The following is a 16,061-nucleotide window of genomic DNA, read 5'->3' as shown; positions in this document are numbered from 1 at the left end:
GCCTCAAACGCCCTAAGGTCTCGAAAGTCTTGTTCTCATCAGCAGGGGAGCGAACCAGCTGACCAGTTGGGTCAGCACGAAGACGCCGAATACAGCCAGCGGCGCCAATGGCTTCACACCTGCGAACGTCAATGCAAAAAGCACCGCCGTCAAAATCAGTTTGCCCGCCTCGCCGGCATAAAAAGACCGGACGATGGCTTGAGCTGCCCGGGCGCCGGTAAACCGAAATGCCCTGTGAGCGAAATAAATATTGGGAAGCAAGGCTATCAGGCCTCCGCAGAGTCCCGAGTACCCGGCAACGACTCCATACCGTTGCCAGAGCGCCAAAGCGGCAATGAGCAGAACGACAAATTGAGCCATCAACACCGGAAAAACTGCCAGGCGATGGAAGGGCAGGCGGTTTGGCGTGCGGGTTTCCATCACTTTTACTCCCCAATGGTCGGCTGCCAGAATTCAATAACTTGGCATAATTTGTGCCGACAAAATGCGCGCAGAGTATAGGGGCGGTTCTGCCCCTATTCAACTGTCAGGTAGTGATTTCCGACTTCACGCTACATGAGGAATTGTTTCAGCGGATGTGTGCAAGCACACCTTGAAGCTCATCAAGAGAGTTGTAGCCGATCACCAGTTGCCCCTTACCCTTCTTTCCGTGGCGGATCTGCACCGCAGAGCCTAGGCGCTCGGCCAGGCGCTGTTCGAGGCGGGCGATATCCGGGTCCGGTTTTGCCGGTTCAACAGGCTCCGGTTTGCCACTCAACCACTGGCGAACCAGTGCTTCTGTCTGGCGCACGGTCAGCCCGCGTGCGACAACATGTCGCGCCCCTTCAACCTGTTGAATTTCCGGCAAACCGAGCAAAGCTCGGGCATGACCCATTTCCAGGTCTCCGTGGGACAACATGGTCTTGATGACTTCCGGCAAGGAAATCAGGCGCAGCAGGTTAGCCACGGTCACCCGGGACTTGCCCACCGCCTCGGCTACCTGTTGCTGGGTCAGCTGGAACTCCTGCTGCAAACGCTGCAGGGCCACCGCTTCTTCAATCGGGTTCAGGTCTTCGCGCTGGATGTTCTCGATCAGGGCGATGGCGATCGCGGTTTCATCGGGTACATCGCGAACCATCGCCGGGATGGTTTCCTTCCCGGCTTGCTGGCTGGCGCGCCAGCGGCGTTCGCCGGCAATGATTTCAAAGCGGCCGCTGCCGATCGGGCGAACCACGATGGGCTGCATGACGCCCTGGGCCTTGATCGACTGCGCCAGCTCTTCGAGCGCCTGCGGATCCATGTCACGACGCGGCTGGTATTTGCCGCGCTGGAGCAGATCCAGGGGAAGGTGTTGCAGCTCACGCTGATCGGCTTGCGCCGCTTGTTCTTCCAGCGAGCTGACAGTCGGACCACTCAACAGAGCATCCAGTCCACGTCCGAGACCTCGTTTCTTGACGGCCATGGGGATTCCTTAAGTTGCCTGAGCAGCGGCGATGCGTGAGTTTTTGCGTTGACGACGAACCATTTCGCCCGCCAATGCCAGATAGGCAACGGCGCCTCGCGATGCTTTGTCGTACGCCAGCGCCGGCATGCCGTAGCTTGGCGCTTCGGCCAGACGGATGTTGCGCGGAATGACGGTGTCGTAGAGCTGTTCGCCGAAGTGTTCCTTGAGCTGCGCCGAGACATCGTTCATCAGGCTCAGGCGCGGGTCGTACATCGTCCGCAGCAGGCCTTCGACCTTCAGGTTCGGGTTCAGCAGTTCAGCGATACGCTTGATGTTATCCACAAGGTCGCTCAAGCCTTCGAGTGCGAAATACTCGCACTGCATGGGGATAATGACCCCGTCGGCGGCAACCAGTGCGTTCAAGGTCAGCATCGACAGCGACGGAGGACAGTCGATCAGGATGTAATCGTAGTTTTCCCGGATCGGCGCCAGCGCACTGCGCAGACGGCTTTCCTTCATTTGCATTTCCAGCAGCACCACTTCGGCCGCGGTGAGGTCGCGGTTGGCTGGCAACAGCTGGTAACCACCGTGTTCGGAGAAGTGCATGGCCTGGGCCAGATCACATTCGCCGATCAGCAGGTCGTAGACCGAGTTTTCCAGGCCATGTTTATCCACACCGCTACCCATGGTGGCGTTGCCCTGTGGATCAAGGTCGATCAACAGCACCCGGCGCTTGGTCGCGACCAGGGATGCTGCGAGGTTGATGCAGGTGGTGGTTTTGCCCACGCCACCCTTTTGGTTCGCAATCGCGAATACCTTAGCCATTCTTGCTTGTGTTCCCAATCATGCCGTGCGGCGCAGTATCAGCAGATGGCGTTGGCCTTGGCAACCAGGTACGGCCAGGGCGTGTTCGCTATCGAGGTGGAAGTCTGCCGGCAATGCTACCAGCTCATCGGCCGGATGAACGCCCTTCATTGCCAGCCAGCGTGTTTCGCTATCGCCGAGGTGGCGAGTCCAGTTGCTGAAGTTCTCCATGCTGCTGAACGCCCGGGAAACGATCCCGTTGAACGGCTGGGCAGGCTGGAAGGCTTCGACGCGACTGTGGATAACTTGCAGGTTATCCAGTTTGAGTTCGAGTTTGACCTGGGTCAGGAAGCGGGTTTTCTTGCCATTGCTGTCCAGGCAGGTCACCTGGGACTCGGGAAACAGAATGGCCAGCGGAATGCCAGGCATGCCGCCGCCACTGCCGACGTCGAGCCAGCGTCCGTTTTCGATGAATGACATCACGCTCAGACTATCGAGCAGGTGACGGGAGACCATTTCGTCCGGATCACGTACGGCTGTGAGGTTGTAAGCCTTGTTCCATTTGATCAACAGGGCCAGATAACCCAGCAGTTGCGCGTGCTGGGTTTCTGTCAGCGTGACGCCAAGCTGGCGGGCACCTGTGGATAACTCTTCTGCGTGTTGCGAAGTGACCAACGAACTCAAGCGCTTTGCTCCAACTGACGGCCCGCGCCGCGTTTTTTCAAATGAATCATCAACAGCGAAATGGCTGCCGGTGTTACGCCCGGGATACGCGAAGCCTGGCCCAAAGTCTCTGGACGGGTCGCACCGAGCTTGCTCTGGATCTCCTTGGAGAGACCGGAAATGTTCGTGTAATCGATATCCACAGGCAATTTGGTGTCTTCGCTGGCTCGCAAGCGGGCGATTTCATCCTGTTGGCGATCGATGTAACCGGCGTACTTGGTCTTGATTTCGACCTGCTCGGCAACCTGTGGATCTTCTGCGCCCCCACCGGTCACGGCGATCAGACCAGCGTAGTCGATTTCCGGACGACTCAAGAGATTGAGCAGGTTGTATTCGTGAGTCAGTGGCGTGCCGAATTTTTCGGCAATGGCATCACCCTGTTCGGTGCCCGGGCGTACCCAGGTGCTTTTCAGGCGCTGCTCTTCCAGTTCGATGCTTTCGCGCTTTTTGCAGAAAGCCGCCCAGCGCACGTCATCCACCAGGCCCAGTTCGCGACCTTTTTCGGTCAAACGCAGGTCGGCGTTGTCTTCGCGCAGAATCAGACGGTATTCGGCACGGGAGGTGAACATCCGGTACGGCTCTTGGGTACCGAGAGTAATCAGGTCGTCGACCAATACGCCGATATAGGCCTCGTCGCGACGCGGGCACCAGGCTTCTTTGCCTTGCGCACGCAGTGCAGCGTTGGTCCCGGCGAGCAAACCCTGGGCACCGGCTTCTTCGTAACCGGTTGTGCCGTTGATTTGCCCGGCGAAGAACAGACCGCCGATGACTTTGGTTTCAAGGCTGTATTTCAAATCCCGTGGATCGAAATAGTCGTACTCGATCGCATAGCCAGGACGCACGATGTGCGCGTTTTCCATGCCGCGGATCGATTGCACGATCTGCAGTTGCACGTCGAACGGCAAGCTTGTGGATATCCCGTTCGGATACAGCTCATGGGTGGTCAAACCTTCCGGTTCGATGAACACCTGATGGCTTTCCTTGTCGGCAAAGCGATGGATCTTGTCTTCGATCGACGGGCAATAACGCGGGCCGATGCCTTCGATCTCACCGGCAGCGGAATACATCGGCGAACGGTCGAGGTTCGCGGCAATGATTTCGTGGGTGCGCGCATTCGTGTGGGTAATCCAGCAACTGACCTGCCGTGGATGCTGTTCCTTGTTGCCCATGAACGACATCACCGGGATCGGCGTATCGCCCGGTTGTTCGGCCATCACCGAGAAATCCACAGACCGGCCGTCGATACGCGGCGGAGTACCGGTTTTCAAACGACCCACACGCAATGGCAGTTCACGCAAACGGTGAGCCAGCGCGATCGACGGCGGATCACCGGCGCGACCGCCGGAAAAATTCTGCAAACCGATGTGGATAAGTCCACCGAGGAACGTACCGGTGGTCAACACCACGGAATCGGCGAAAAAACGCAGACCCATTTGGGTGACAACACCACGGACTTGTTCCTGCTCGACGATCAGATCGTCAGCGGCCTGTTGAAATATCCACAGGTTCGGCTGGTTTTCCAGGATTTCGCGGACAGCAGCCTTGTACAGAACCCGGTCTGCCTGTGCACGGGTTGCACGTACCGCCGGGCCTTTGCGGCTGTTCAACACGCGAAACTGGATACCACCCTTATCGGTAGCCATGGCCATCGCGCCGCCGAGGGCGTCGATTTCCTTGACCAGGTGGCTTTTGCCGATCCCGCCAATGGCCGGGTTGCAACTCATGGCACCGAGGGTTTCCACGTTGTGCGTCAGCAACAGGGTTTTAACCCCCATACGTGCTGAGGCCAGTGCTGCCTCGGTACCGGCATGACCGCCGCCGATGACGATCACTTCAAAACGGGAAGGGAAATCCACCACGCACCTCGTGCCTGCTTAAGTAGGTAATTCAGGAATAGTTTGAGCTCAGGTTTTTGGACCTGGTCGACAAGTATAGGGACTTCGCCCTTCCTAAAGAACCCTTTGCACAAAATTTAACCAGCTGTGGAAAAGTCTGAGTTATAGAAATTAAAAAGAAAGAAATTTATTAAATCTTTGTTTTTATGTTTATTTCTATGCAGGCCACTATCTGTGGATAAATCTATACAGCCCTTTGTTTTCAATATGTACAGAGATTCAAAACCCTGTGTTCATGTGCCAATGAGGCCCTTGGATAACCGGTGTAAGCCTGTGGATGAAAGGGGTGGTTATCCACAGAGGCGGTTATGTTCAGTTTTCGACCCCTGTTATCAACTGACCTTAGCTGCGGTTATTCACAGGGCTTAATCCACAGAAAAGTGCCGTTCGCTCGAAATTCGGGTACAGGAATTTCGCTCAAGCAGACGACGTCCGCTCGGCACTGGAGGTTTTTTTCAGAAAAGGAGGGGGCAGACAGGCACGAATGGCCTGTCTGTGAATAACAGGAGGGCTACTTACCGATACAGAAGCTGGAGAAAATTCGCCCCAGCAGATCGTCAGAGCTGAAAGCACCGGTGATTTCACCCAGCGACTGCTGAGCCTGGCGCAAATCCTCGGCCAACAGCTCGCCAGCGCCGGCCAGGGTCAATTGGGCACGCCCATGCTCGAGGGCAGCACTGGCATGACGTAGCGCCTCAAGGTGTCGCCGGCGAGCGCTGAAGCTGCTTTCGGACGTTTGTTCATAGCCCATGCAGGCCTTGAGGTGATCACGCAGCAGCTCCAGCCCGATACCACCAGACTTGGCGCTCAGGCTGATGGTGACATGGCCGTCGTCGCTGACCTCCATGGCAATGGCTTCGCCCGTAAGGTCGGCCTTGTTGCGGATCAGGGTGACTTTCGCGGGATCGGGACGGATTTCGAGAAACTCCGGCCAGAGTGCGAACGGATCGAGGGCTTCCGGTGCCGTGGCATCGACCACCAGCAGTACCCGATCTGCTTCGCCAATGGCTTTCAGGGCTCGCTCGACGCCGATTTTTTCCACATGATCATCGGTATCGCGCAGACCGGCGGTATCCACCACGTGCAACGGCATGCCATCGATGTGGATATGTTCACGAAGGACATCCCGGGTAGTGCCGGCAATTTCGGTCACGATCGCCGCTTCACGCCCGGCCAGGGCATTGAGCAGGCTGGACTTACCGGCATTCGGACGACCGGCAATGACCACGGTCATGCCGTCACGCAGCAAGGCGCCCTGCCCGGCTTCGCGCATGACGGTGGATAACTCGTCGCGCACCTTGTCGAGCATGCTCAGAACGTGGCCATCGGCGAGGAAGTCGATTTCCTCTTCCGGGAAATCGATGGCCGCTTCGACATAGATGCGCAGGCCGATCAATTGCTCGGTGAGGTTATGCACACGTGACGAGAAGGCACCCTGCAGGGAGCGCAACGCGTTTCGCGCAGCCTGGGCAGAACTGGCTTCAATCAGGTCGGCGATGGCTTCGGCCTGGGCGAGATCGAGTTTGTCGTTGAGGAAGGCGCGCTCGCTGAACTCCCCTGGTCGGGCGAGCCGGCAACCCAGTTCCAGGCAGCGCTTGAGCAACATATCCAGAACGATCGGGCCGCCATGGCCTTGCAACTCCAGCACATCTTCGCCTGTGAAAGAGTTCGGGCCGGGGAAATACAAGGCAATGCCCTGGTCCAGCACTTCGTCGTTTTCACTGAAGAACGGGCCGTAGTGAGCAAATCGCGGCTTGAGCTCGCGACCACTGAAGGCCTTGGCCGCAACGCTGGCCAACGGCCCGGAAATACGCACGATGCCTACACCGCCGCGACCCTGGGCGGTGGCAACGGCGGCGATGGTTTCACGAGGAACGCTCATAAACCGGTATCCAGACAAAAGTGACAGATAGCAAAACGCCCCACTAGGGGGCGTTTTGAGTGGTTATCCACAGTGTAAATCAGGCAGCTGCTTTGGTAGCTGCTTCGATCTTACGCGTGATGTACCACTGTTGGGCGATCGACAGGCAGTTGTTCACTACCCAGTACAGCACCAGACCAGCCGGGAACCACAGGAAGAAGAAGGTGAAGATGATTGGCATCAGCTTCATCACCTTGGCCTGCATCGGATCCGGAGGAGTCGGGTTCAGCTGCTGCTGGATGAACATGGTTGCACCCATGATGATCGGCAGAATGAAGAACGGATCCTTGATCGACAGGTCAGTAATCCACAGCATGAACGGCGCCTGACGCATCTCGACGCTTTCCAGCAGAACCCAGTACAGCGAGAGGAAAACCGGCATCTGCACGAGGATTGGCAAGCAACCACCCAGCGGATTGATCTTCTCTTTCTTGTACAGCTCCATCATGGCTTGCGACATTTTCTGCCGGTCATCGCCATGTTGCTCTTTCAGCGCAGCCAGTTTCGGTGCCACTGCACGCATGCGCGCCATGGATTTGTAGCTGGCAGCCGACAGCGGGAAGAAAATCCCTTTGATCAGCATGGTCAGGAAGATGATCGACCAGCCCCAGTTACCCACAATGGCGTGGATGTGTTGCAGCAACCAGAAGATCGGTTGGGCGATGAACCACAGAATGCCGTAGTCGACGGTCAGTTCCAGACCTGGGGACAACTCTTTCAGCACGGCCTGGCTTTTCGGACCGGCGTACAGAACAGCGCTGGTTTCAGCCTTGGCACCTGGCGCAACACTCATCGATGGGCCGGTGTAGCCGATGATGTAGTTGCCTTTGCTGTCTTTACGGGTCTGGACGACGTTGTTTTCGCCCTTGGCCGGAATCCATGCGGTCACGAAGTAGTGCTGCAACCAGGCAACCCAACCGCCAGTGACGGTTTCTTTCAGCGCCGCCTTGTCCATGTCCTTCATGGACACTTTCTTGTACGGCTCGGAACTTGTCCACAGGGCAGCGCCCAGGTAAGTCGCGGTGCCGGTGGCGGTTGTGGAAGATGGATCCGCGCTGGCGTCACGCTTCAATTGCGCGAACATCGCACCGGACCAGGGCTGAGCGCTCTGGTTGTCGATCAGGTAGGAAACGGTTACGTCGTACAGGCCGCGTTTCAGGGTGAAACGCTTGATGTAGTTGACGCCGTCCTTGCTGAACTTCAGGTCTACGACCAATTGGTCCTGACCGTCAGCCAGTTGATAAACCTTCTTCTCCGAGGAATAAACCGGACGACCGGCCGAATTGGCATCCGGACCATTGGTGCCGATCAGACCGCTTTGCGCCAGATAAGTACGTTCGCCGCCGTTATCGAACAGCTGGAACGGAATTTCCGGGTGATCCTGACGACGCGGATACAGCGGCAGGGTCAGTTGGGCAACATCGCCACCTTGTGGGTCGACAGCCAGGTCCAGTACATCCGTTTTGATCTGGATGAGGTCTTTGCTCACAGCCACCGGCGTTTCAGCAGGTGCGCTGGTGTCGCTTGCAGCACGTGGAATGTCGTCACTGGCGGAAGCGTTGGAGCCAGATGCCGTATCCGGCAGGCCCGATGCAGTCGTATTGGTGGCAACATTCTGAGTCGGCAGGGCAGCCTGGCCATAGTCCTGGTTCCATTTAAGAACCATAACGTAGGACACGATTGCCAGGGCGACGATCAGGATCGTGCGTTTGATATCCATGATTACTCGGCCATCGAAGAAGAACGGGAGGTAGGGATAGGTGGAACCGGGTCATAACCACCGGGATTCCACGGATGACAGCGACCTAAACGACGAAAGGTCAGCCAGCCACCGCGAAGAAGGCCATGATTTTCGATGGCTTCTAACGCGTAGCAGGAACAACTGGGGTAGAAACGACAGTGACTGGCCATCATGGGACTAATGGCATAGCGATAAAACTGGATCGGAACGAGTGCCAGTTTACGCATCTGGACTGTCTACCCCTACAGTTTCGGTTTTGACTGCTGGTACCGGCGAACTGCGAGCCAGACGCTTCCAGAGTTTGCCGAAATGCTGAATCAATTCGGGGTTTTCTACATCACCCAAACCTTTGCGCGCGACGATAACGATGTCCCAGCCGACCAGAGAATCCTGGTTCAGGCGAAACGATTCGCGCATCAGACGTTTGAGGCGATTGCGCTCGACGGAGAGCTTTACGCTCTTTTTCCCGATAACCAACCCGAGACGGGGGTGATCGAGATCGTTGTTGCGCGCAAGGAGCAGGAGATTTTTCCCCGGAACCTTGCCGGTAGGGGAGTCAAAGACTGCCTTGAATTGTCGGGGGGTAAGCAGACGCTTTTCCCGACTGAAGTCCTGACTCACCTCCAGTGCCGGATTATCAAACTGCCAGACGCGCACGACCTTTGGCGCGACGACGCGACAGGACGGCACGACCGTTCTTGGTAGCCATGCGAGCACGGAAACCGTGGGTACGAGCGCGTTTGATAGTGCTTGGTTGGAAAGTACGTTTCATTGTCGTGTTACCTGGTTCGTCCACAACGGGCCGGAATGGCCCCCGTTTTAAGAGACCGGGGATTCTAGAGAAAGCAAGCCTTCAGGTCAATTTCCAACCAGCGTTTCCTTATAAATAGATCTCCGGACGTTTTGCGCTGAACGAACCGTCGGCAAATATAAGAATAAGAAAGGAAAGTATTTAAAGCTTTTCTGTAAAGCTTATAAAAGCTAGGCCCGCAGCCTTCTGTGGATAAGTCGATTGAGCCCTTGTTTTATCAGCTGTACAGAGAATGACAACTACAGTGGAAAACAGTGTTCAGCCTGTGCTGCGCTGTCGGATAACCTGTGTGTGGAAGCTCGGCTTATCCACAGGCCGGTTATCCACCGAGTTTCGCCCCCACTTGTGCAATGACCTTAACCCCTGTTATCCACAGAGCTTATGCACAGACCGCTGGTCGTCTTTTTTGCGTATGAAACGGCGATTCTTCTTGGCCGATGAACCACCTTCGTGTGGATAAGTCGGCGTCTGGTCGCTACAATGGCCGCTTGTTTTTGCCTCACCGGCTTTCAACTTAGGGGATATCCGTGTCAGTGGAACTTTGGCAGCAGTGCGTGGAGCTTTTGCGCGATGAGCTGCCTGCCCAACAATTCAACACTTGGATCCGTCCACTACAGGTCGAAGCTGAAGGCGACGAGTTGCGTGTCTATGCACCCAATCGTTTTGTTCTGGACTGGGTCAATGAAAAGTACCTGGGGCGTGTTCTCGAATTGCTCGATGAACACGGCAATGGCATGGCGCCTGCGCTTTCCTTGTTAATAGGCAGCAAACGCAGTTCGGCACCCCGTGCCGCACCCAATGCTCCCCTGGCTGCCGCCGCTTCCCAGGCCCAGGCTGCTCAAGCGCCCGCCAGTCCTCCGCCAGCACCTGCCGCCGCGTCGACCAAACGTACGACGCAAAAAGTGGCGGAGGTCACCGAGCAAGAACCTTCCCGTGACAGTTTCGACCCTATGGCCGGCGCCAGTTCGCAACAGGCCCCGGTTCGCGCCGAGCAACGTACCGTGCAGGTCGAAGGTGCGCTCAAGCACACCAGTTACCTGAACCGCACCTTTACCTTTGAGAATTTCGTTGAGGGTAAATCCAACCAGTTGGCGCGCGCCGCCGCCTGGCAGGTGGCGGACAATCCCAAGCACGGTTACAACCCGCTCTTCCTTTATGGTGGCGTCGGCCTGGGTAAAACCCACTTGATGCATGCTGTGGGTAACCATCTATTAAAGAAGAATCCGAATGCCAAGGTGGTGTACCTGCATTCCGAGCGTTTTGTGGCGGACATGGTCAAGGCCCTGCAACTGAATGCGATCAACGAGTTCAAACGCTTCTACCGTTCGGTGGATGCATTGCTGATCGATGACATTCAGTTCTTCGCCCGCAAGGAGCGTTCCCAGGAAGAGTTTTTCCACACCTTCAACGCCCTGCTCGAAGGTGGCCAGCAGGTCATTCTCACCAGTGACCGCTACCCGAAAGAAATCGAAGGCCTTGAAGAACGTCTCAAATCCCGCTTTGGCTGGGGCCTGACCGTAGCGGTCGAGCCGCCGGAGCTGGAAACCCGCGTGGCGATCCTGATGAAGAAGGCCGATCAGGCCAAAGTCGAGTTGCCGCACGACGCCGCGTTCTTCATTGCCCAACGCATTCGCTCCAACGTCCGTGAGCTGGAAGGCGCGCTCAAACGCGTGATCGCCCACTCGCACTTCATGGGCCGCGATATCACCATCGAGCTGATTCGCGAATCCCTGAAGGACTTGTTGGCGTTGCAGGATAAACTGGTCTCTGTGGATAACATTCAGCGCACCGTCGCCGAGTACTACAAGATCAAGATCTCAGATTTGCTGTCCAAACGCCGTTCGCGTTCGGTCGCTCGTCCGCGTCAGGTCGCCATGGCGTTGTCCAAGGAACTGACCAACCACAGCCTGCCGGAAATTGGCGATGTGTTTGGCGGTCGCGACCATACAACGGTCTTGCACGCGTGCCGCAAGATCAACGAACTTAAGGAATCCGACGCGGACATCCGCGAGGACTACAAGAACCTGCTGCGTACGCTGACCACTTGATGAACACCAGCGCAGCTTATTAAGGCAAGGGACTAGACCATGCATTTCACCATTCAACGCGAAGCCCTGTTGAAACCCCTGCAACTGGTCGCAGGCGTCGTCGAACGTCGACAGACCTTGCCGGTGCTTTCCAACGTGCTGCTGGTTGTCGAAGGCCAGCAATTGTCGCTGACCGGTACCGACCTGGAAGTCGAGCTGGTCGGTCGTGTTCAACTCGAAGAGCCGGCGGATCCGGGTTCCATCACCGTGCCGGCGCGCAAGCTGATGGACATCTGCAAAAGCTTGCCGAACGATGCGCTGATCGATATCAAGGTCGACGAGCAGAAGCTTGTGGTCAAGGCCGGCCGTAGTCGCTTCACCCTGTCGACACTGCCGGCCAACGATTTCCCTACCGTGGAAGAAGGCCCGGGTTCGCTGACCTGCAGCCTGGAGCAAAGCAAACTGCGTCGTCTGATCGAGCGCACCAGCTTCGCCATGGCCCAGCAGGACGTGCGCTACTACCTCAACGGCATGCTGCTGGAAGTCTCCGCTGGCGTGATCCGCGCCGTCGCCACTGACGGTCACCGTCTGGCCATGTGCTCGATGCAGGCCGATATCGGCCAACCTGATCGTCACCAGGTCATCGTGCCGCGCAAAGGTATCCTCGAACTGGCACGCCTGCTTACCGAGCCGGACGGCAATGTCAGCATCGTGCTGGGTCAGCACCACATCCGTGCCACCACCGGTGAGTTCACCTTCACTTCGAAATTGGTCGACGGCAAATTCCCGGACTATGAGCGTGTTCTGCCTAAAGGCGGCGACAAGCTGGTACTGGGCGATCGCCAGGCGCTGCGCGAAGCGTTCAGCCGTACCGCGATTCTGTCCAACGAGAAGTACCGTGGTATCCGACTGCAACTGGCCAGCGGTCAGCTGAAGATCCAGGCGAACAACCCGGAGCAGGAAGAAGCGGAAGAAGAAGTGGGCGTTGAATACAACGGCGGCTCCCTGGAAATCGGCTTCAACGTGAGCTACCTGCTCGACGTACTGGGTGTGATGACCACCGAGCAGGTTCGTCTGATCCTGTCCGACTCCAACAGCAGCGCGCTGGTACAGGAATCGGATAACGACGACTCGGCCTACGTTGTCATGCCGATGCGTCTGTAATCATGTTCAGCAGAAGCTAGATGTCCTTAAGTCGCGTCTCGGTCACCGCGGTGCGCAATCTGCACCCGGTGACCTTCTCCCCCTCCCCCCGCATCAATATTCTTTACGGCGCCAACGGCAGCGGCAAAACCAGTGTTCTGGAAGCCATCCATCTGCTGGGGCTTGCCCGTTCGTTTCGCAGCACCCGCCTGTTGCCGGTCATTCAATACGAACAATTGGCGTGCACAGTCTTTGGCCAGGTTGAGCTGGCAGAGGGCGGGCATAGCGCCTTGGGCATTTCGCGGGATCGCCAGGGCGAATTCCAGATCCGTATCGATGGGCAGAACGCGCGCAGCGCCGCGCAACTGGCCGAGATCCTGCCACTGCAACTGATCAATCCGGACAGCTTTCGATTGCTGGAAGGTGCGCCGAAGATTCGCCGACAGTTTCTGGATTGGGGTGTGTTCCACGTGGAACCGCGCTTCATGTCAACCTGGCAGCGCTTGCAGAAGGCCCTGCGCCAGAGAAACTCTTGGCTGCGGCATGGTACACTTGACGCCGTTTCGCAAGCGGTTTGGGACAGGGAACTGTGCCAGGCCAGCGCTGAAATAGATGAATACCGCCGCGCTTATATCAAAGCCTTGAAACCAGTCTTTGAACAAACCTTGAGCGATCTGGTTGAGCTTGAAGGCTTGACGCTCAGCTATTACCGCGGCTGGGACAAAGACCGTGAACTGAGTGCTGTGCTCGCCGGGTCTCTGCAGCGGGACCAGCAAATGGGGCATACCCAGGCCGGACCACAACGTGCTGATTTGCGTCTCAGACTGGGCGCGCACAACGCCGCGGACATCTTGTCCCGTGGCCAGCAGAAGTTGGTGGTTTGCGCATTACGGATTGCTCAAGGGCACTTGGTCAGCCAGGCTCGACGCGGTCAGTGTATTTATCTGGTGGATGACCTGCCGTCCGAGCTGGACGAGCACCACCGTCGCGCGCTTTGCCGCTTGTTGGAAGACTTACGCTGCCAGGTATTTATCACCTGTGTAGATCACGAATTATTGAGGGAAGGCTGGCAGACGGAAACGCCAGTCGCTCTGTTCCACGTGGAACAGGGCCGTATCACCCAGACCCACGACCATCGGGAGTGAAGGCATTGAGCGAAGAAAATACGTACGACTCAACGAGCATTAAAGTGCTGAAAGGCCTGGATGCCGTACGCAAACGTCCCGGTATGTACATTGGTGACACCGACGATGGCAGCGGTCTGCACCACATGGTGTTCGAAGTGGTCGATAACTCGATCGACGAAGCTCTCGCCGGCCACTGCGACGACATCAGCATCATCATCCACCCGGATGAGTCCATCACCGTTCGTGACAACGGTCGTGGCATCCCGGTAGACGTGCACAAAGAAGAAGGCGTTTCGGCAGCCGAGGTCATCATGACCGTGCTGCACGCCGGCGGTAAGTTCGATGACAACTCCTATAAAGTATCCGGCGGTCTGCACGGTGTAGGTGTGTCGGTGGTGAATGCACTGTCCAAAGAACTGGTCCTGACCGTTCGCCGTAGCGGAAAAATCTGGGAACAGACTTACGTACACGGTGTTCCGCAAGAACCGATGAAAATCGTTGGTGAGAGCGAAACCACGGGCACCCAGATTCACTTCAAGCCATCGGCTGAAACCTTCAAGAATATTCACTTCAGCTGGGACATCCTGGCCAAGCGGATTCGTGAACTGTCCTTCCTCAACTCCGGTGTCGGCATCGTCCTCAAGGACGAGCGCAGCGGCAAGGAAGAGCTGTTCAAGTACGAAGGCGGCCTGCGTGCGTTCGTTGAATACCTGAACACCAACAAGACTGCGGTCAACCAGGTGTTCCACTTCAACGTCCAGCGTGAAGACGGCATCGGCGTGGAAATCGCCCTGCAGTGGAACGACAGCTTCAACGAGAACCTGTTGTGCTTCACCAACAACATTCCACAGCGCGACGGTGGTACTCACCTGGTAGGTTTCCGTTCCGCACTGACGCGTAACCTGAACACCTACATCGAAGCAGAAGGCCTGGCGAAGAAGCACAAGGTCGCCACCACCGGTGACGATGCCCGTGAAGGCCTGACCGCGATCATTTCGGTGAAAGTGCCGGATCCGAAGTTCAGCTCCCAGACCAAAGACAAGCTGGTGTCTTCCGAAGTGAAGACCGCGGTCGAACAGGAAATGGGCAAGTACTTCTCCGACTTCCTGCTGGAAAACCCGAACGAAGCCAAACTGGTCGTCGGCAAGATGATCGACGCGGCCCGTGCCCGTGAAGCGGCGCGTAAAGCCCGTGAGATGACTCGTCGCAAAGGTGCACTGGACATCGCCGGCCTGCCGGGCAAACTGGCTGACTGCCAGGAAAAGGACCCTGCCCTGTCCGAACTGTACCTCGTGGAAGGTGACTCCGCGGGCGGCTCTGCCAAGCAGGGACGTAACCGCCGGACCCAAGCCATCCTGCCGCTGAAGGGCAAGATCCTGAACGTCGAGAAAGCGCGTTTTGACAAGATGATCTCTTCGCAAGAAGTGGGCACCTTGATCACCGCGCTGGGCTGCGGCATCGGTCGCGACGAGTACAACATCGACAAGCTGCGTTACCACAACATCATCATCATGACCGATGCTGACGTCGACGGTTCGCACATCCGTACCCTGCTGCTGACCTTCTTCTTCCGTCAGTTGCCGGAGCTGATCGAGCGTGGCTACATCTACATCGCTCAGCCGCCGCTGTACAAAGTGAAGAAAGGCAAGCAAGAGCAATACATCAAAGACGACGACGCCATGGAAGAGTACATGACGCAGTCGGCCCTGGAAGATGCGAGCCTGCACCTGAACGAAGAAGCACCTGGCATTTCCGGGGAAGCACTTGAGCGTCTGGTGAATGACTTCCGTCTGGTGATGAAGACCCTCAAGCGTCTGTCGCGCCTGTACCCACAGGAGCTGACCGAGCACTTCATCTACCTGCCAGCGGTGAGCATGGAGCAACTGTCCGATCACGCAGCGATGCAAGATTGGCTGGCTCAATACGAAGTTCGCCTGCGCACCGTCGAGAAGTCCGGCCTGGTTTACAAAGCCAGCCTGCGTGAAGATCGTGAACGTAACGTTTGGCTGCCAGAGGTCGAACTGATCTCCCACGGCCTGTCGAACTACGTCACCTTCAACCGCGACTTCTTCGGCAGCAACGATTACAAGACTGTCGTTTCGCTAGGCGCTCAACTGAGTACCCTGCTGGACGACGGCGCGTACATCCAGCGTGGCGAGCGCAAGAAGCCGGTGACCGAGTTCAAGGAAGCCCTTGAATGGCTGATGGCTGAAAGCACCAAGCGTCACACCATCCAGCGATACAAAGGTCTGGGCGAAATGAACCCGGATCAGCTATGGGAAACCACCATGGACCCAAGCCAGCGCCGGATGCTCAAAGTGACCATCGAAGACGCCATTGGCGCGGACCAGATCTTCAACACCCTGATGGGTGATGCGGTCGAACCTCGTCGTGACTTCATCGAGAGCAACGCTTTGGCGGTGTCCAACCTGGACTTCTGATCCCG

The 16,061-nt window shown here is 57.1% G+C and carries 14 protein-coding genes; 4 read left to right on the top strand and 10 right to left on the bottom strand.

The window, feature by feature from the left end; translation table 11 throughout:
• Positions 1-12: 12 nt before the first annotated feature.
• The 10 genes from KW849_RS23655 to rpmH form a co-directional block, all read right to left on the bottom strand.
• Complete coding sequence (locus KW849_RS23655; RefSeq protein WP_108218796.1) at positions 13-420, bottom strand: F0F1 ATP synthase subunit I; 408 nt, start codon at positions 418-420, stop codon at positions 13-15.
• Between the two features lie 148 nt (positions 421-568).
• On the bottom strand, positions 569-1,441 hold the full coding sequence (locus KW849_RS23650; RefSeq protein WP_218431494.1) for a ParB/RepB/Spo0J family partition protein: 873 nt from the start codon (positions 1,439-1,441) through the stop codon (positions 569-571).
• Positions 1,442-1,450: 9 nt separating this feature from the next.
• Positions 1,451-2,248: a ParA family protein gene (locus KW849_RS23645; RefSeq protein WP_007969897.1), complete on the bottom strand. Its 798-nt coding sequence runs from the start codon at positions 2,246-2,248 to the stop codon at positions 1,451-1,453.
• Positions 2,249-2,266: 18 nt separating this feature from the next.
• On the bottom strand, positions 2,267-2,911 hold the full coding sequence (gene rsmG, locus KW849_RS23640) for a 16S rRNA (guanine(527)-N(7))-methyltransferase RsmG (protein ID WP_218431493.1): 645 nt from the start codon (positions 2,909-2,911) through the stop codon (positions 2,267-2,269).
• Entirely contained in the window at positions 2,908-4,806 is a 1,899-nt protein-coding gene (mnmG, locus tag KW849_RS23635; RefSeq protein WP_218431492.1) for a tRNA uridine-5-carboxymethylaminomethyl(34) synthesis enzyme MnmG, read from the bottom strand. Before mnmG ends, rsmG begins: the two co-directional genes overlap by 4 nt.
• Positions 4,807-5,356: 550 nt before the next feature.
• Positions 5,357-6,727 carry a tRNA uridine-5-carboxymethylaminomethyl(34) synthesis GTPase MnmE gene (mnmE, locus tag KW849_RS23630; RefSeq protein ID WP_218431491.1) on the bottom strand — a complete coding sequence of 457 codons (1,371 nt, stop codon included), beginning with the start codon at positions 6,725-6,727 and terminating at the stop codon, positions 5,357-5,359.
• A 79-nt stretch (positions 6,728-6,806) separates the two neighbouring features.
• Positions 6,807-8,486: a membrane protein insertase YidC gene (yidC, locus tag KW849_RS23625; protein ID WP_218431490.1), complete on the bottom strand. Its 1,680-nt coding sequence runs from the start codon at positions 8,484-8,486 to the stop codon at positions 6,807-6,809.
• Positions 8,487-8,488: 2 nt separating this feature from the next.
• Positions 8,489-8,734, bottom strand: coding sequence for a membrane protein insertion efficiency factor YidD (yidD, locus tag KW849_RS23620; RefSeq protein WP_150733942.1), 246 nt, complete (start codon positions 8,732-8,734; stop codon positions 8,489-8,491).
• Entirely contained in the window at positions 8,727-9,128 is a 402-nt protein-coding gene (gene rnpA, locus KW849_RS23615; RefSeq protein ID WP_056727027.1) for a ribonuclease P protein component, read from the bottom strand. The genes yidD and rnpA overlap by 8 nt, the downstream gene beginning before the upstream one ends.
• 16 nt (positions 9,129-9,144) lie before the next feature.
• A complete protein-coding gene (gene rpmH, locus KW849_RS23610) occupies positions 9,145-9,279 on the bottom strand; it encodes a 50S ribosomal protein L34 (RefSeq protein ID WP_003213577.1) in 135 nt (44 codons plus the stop codon).
• A gap of 566 nt (positions 9,280-9,845) precedes the next feature.
• On the opposite strand from rpmH, the gene dnaA reads away from it, so the two are divergent.
• From dnaA to gyrB, 4 genes are read left to right on the top strand one after another with little or no spacing between them, the layout of a single operon-like run.
• The gene (dnaA, locus tag KW849_RS23605) at positions 9,846-11,366 is read left to right on the top strand and encodes a chromosomal replication initiator protein DnaA (RefSeq protein ID WP_218431489.1); all 1,521 of its coding nucleotides are present in this window, start codon (positions 9,846-9,848) and stop codon (positions 11,364-11,366) included.
• 39 nt (positions 11,367-11,405) lie between these two features.
• Positions 11,406-12,509, top strand: coding sequence for a DNA polymerase III subunit beta (gene dnaN, locus KW849_RS23600; RefSeq protein WP_007969885.1), 1,104 nt, complete (start codon positions 11,406-11,408; stop codon positions 12,507-12,509).
• A gap of 20 nt (positions 12,510-12,529) precedes the next feature.
• On the top strand, positions 12,530-13,633 hold the full coding sequence (gene recF, locus KW849_RS23595; RefSeq protein ID WP_007985068.1) for a DNA replication/repair protein RecF: 1,104 nt from the start codon (positions 12,530-12,532) through the stop codon (positions 13,631-13,633).
• Between the two features lie 5 nt (positions 13,634-13,638).
• Positions 13,639-16,056: a DNA topoisomerase (ATP-hydrolyzing) subunit B gene (gyrB, locus tag KW849_RS23590; RefSeq protein ID WP_108218879.1), complete on the top strand. Its 2,418-nt coding sequence runs from the start codon at positions 13,639-13,641 to the stop codon at positions 16,054-16,056.
• Positions 16,057-16,061 lie beyond the last annotated feature (5 nt).

It is taken from the genome of Pseudomonas sp. PDM26, assembly GCF_019219185.1.
In the GTDB taxonomy this organism is placed as follows: Bacteria; Pseudomonadota; Gammaproteobacteria; order Pseudomonadales; family Pseudomonadaceae; genus Aquipseudomonas.
The sequence above is the reverse complement of the archived record's forward strand: the minus strand, read 5'-3'. Positions and strand labels throughout refer to the sequence as shown.

Coding starts and splice junctions, on each gene's coding strand:
- KW849_RS23655 (WP_108218796.1), bottom strand. CDS start 420: ATGGAAACCCGCACGCCAAACCGCCTGCCCTTCCATCGCCTGGCAGTT.
- KW849_RS23650 (WP_218431494.1), bottom strand. CDS start 1,441: ATGGCCGTCAAGAAACGAGGTCTCGGACGTGGACTGGATGCTCTGTTG.
- KW849_RS23645 (WP_007969897.1), bottom strand. CDS start 2,248: ATGGCTAAGGTATTCGCGATTGCGAACCAAAAGGGTGGCGTGGGCAAA.
- mnmE (WP_218431491.1), bottom strand. CDS start 6,727: ATGAGCGTTCCTCGTGAAACCATCGCCGCCGTTGCCACCGCCCAGGGT.
- yidC (WP_218431490.1), bottom strand. CDS start 8,486: ATGGATATCAAACGCACGATCCTGATCGTCGCCCTGGCAATCGTGTCC.
- yidD (WP_150733942.1), bottom strand. CDS start 8,734: ATGCGTAAACTGGCACTCGTTCCGATCCAGTTTTATCGCTATGCCATT.
- rpmH (WP_003213577.1), bottom strand. CDS start 9,279: ATGAAACGTACTTTCCAACCAAGCACTATCAAACGCGCTCGTACCCAC.
- dnaN (WP_007969885.1), top strand. CDS start 11,406: ATGCATTTCACCATTCAACGCGAAGCCCTGTTGAAACCCCTGCAACTG.
- recF (WP_007985068.1), top strand. CDS start 12,530: ATGTCCTTAAGTCGCGTCTCGGTCACCGCGGTGCGCAATCTGCACCCG.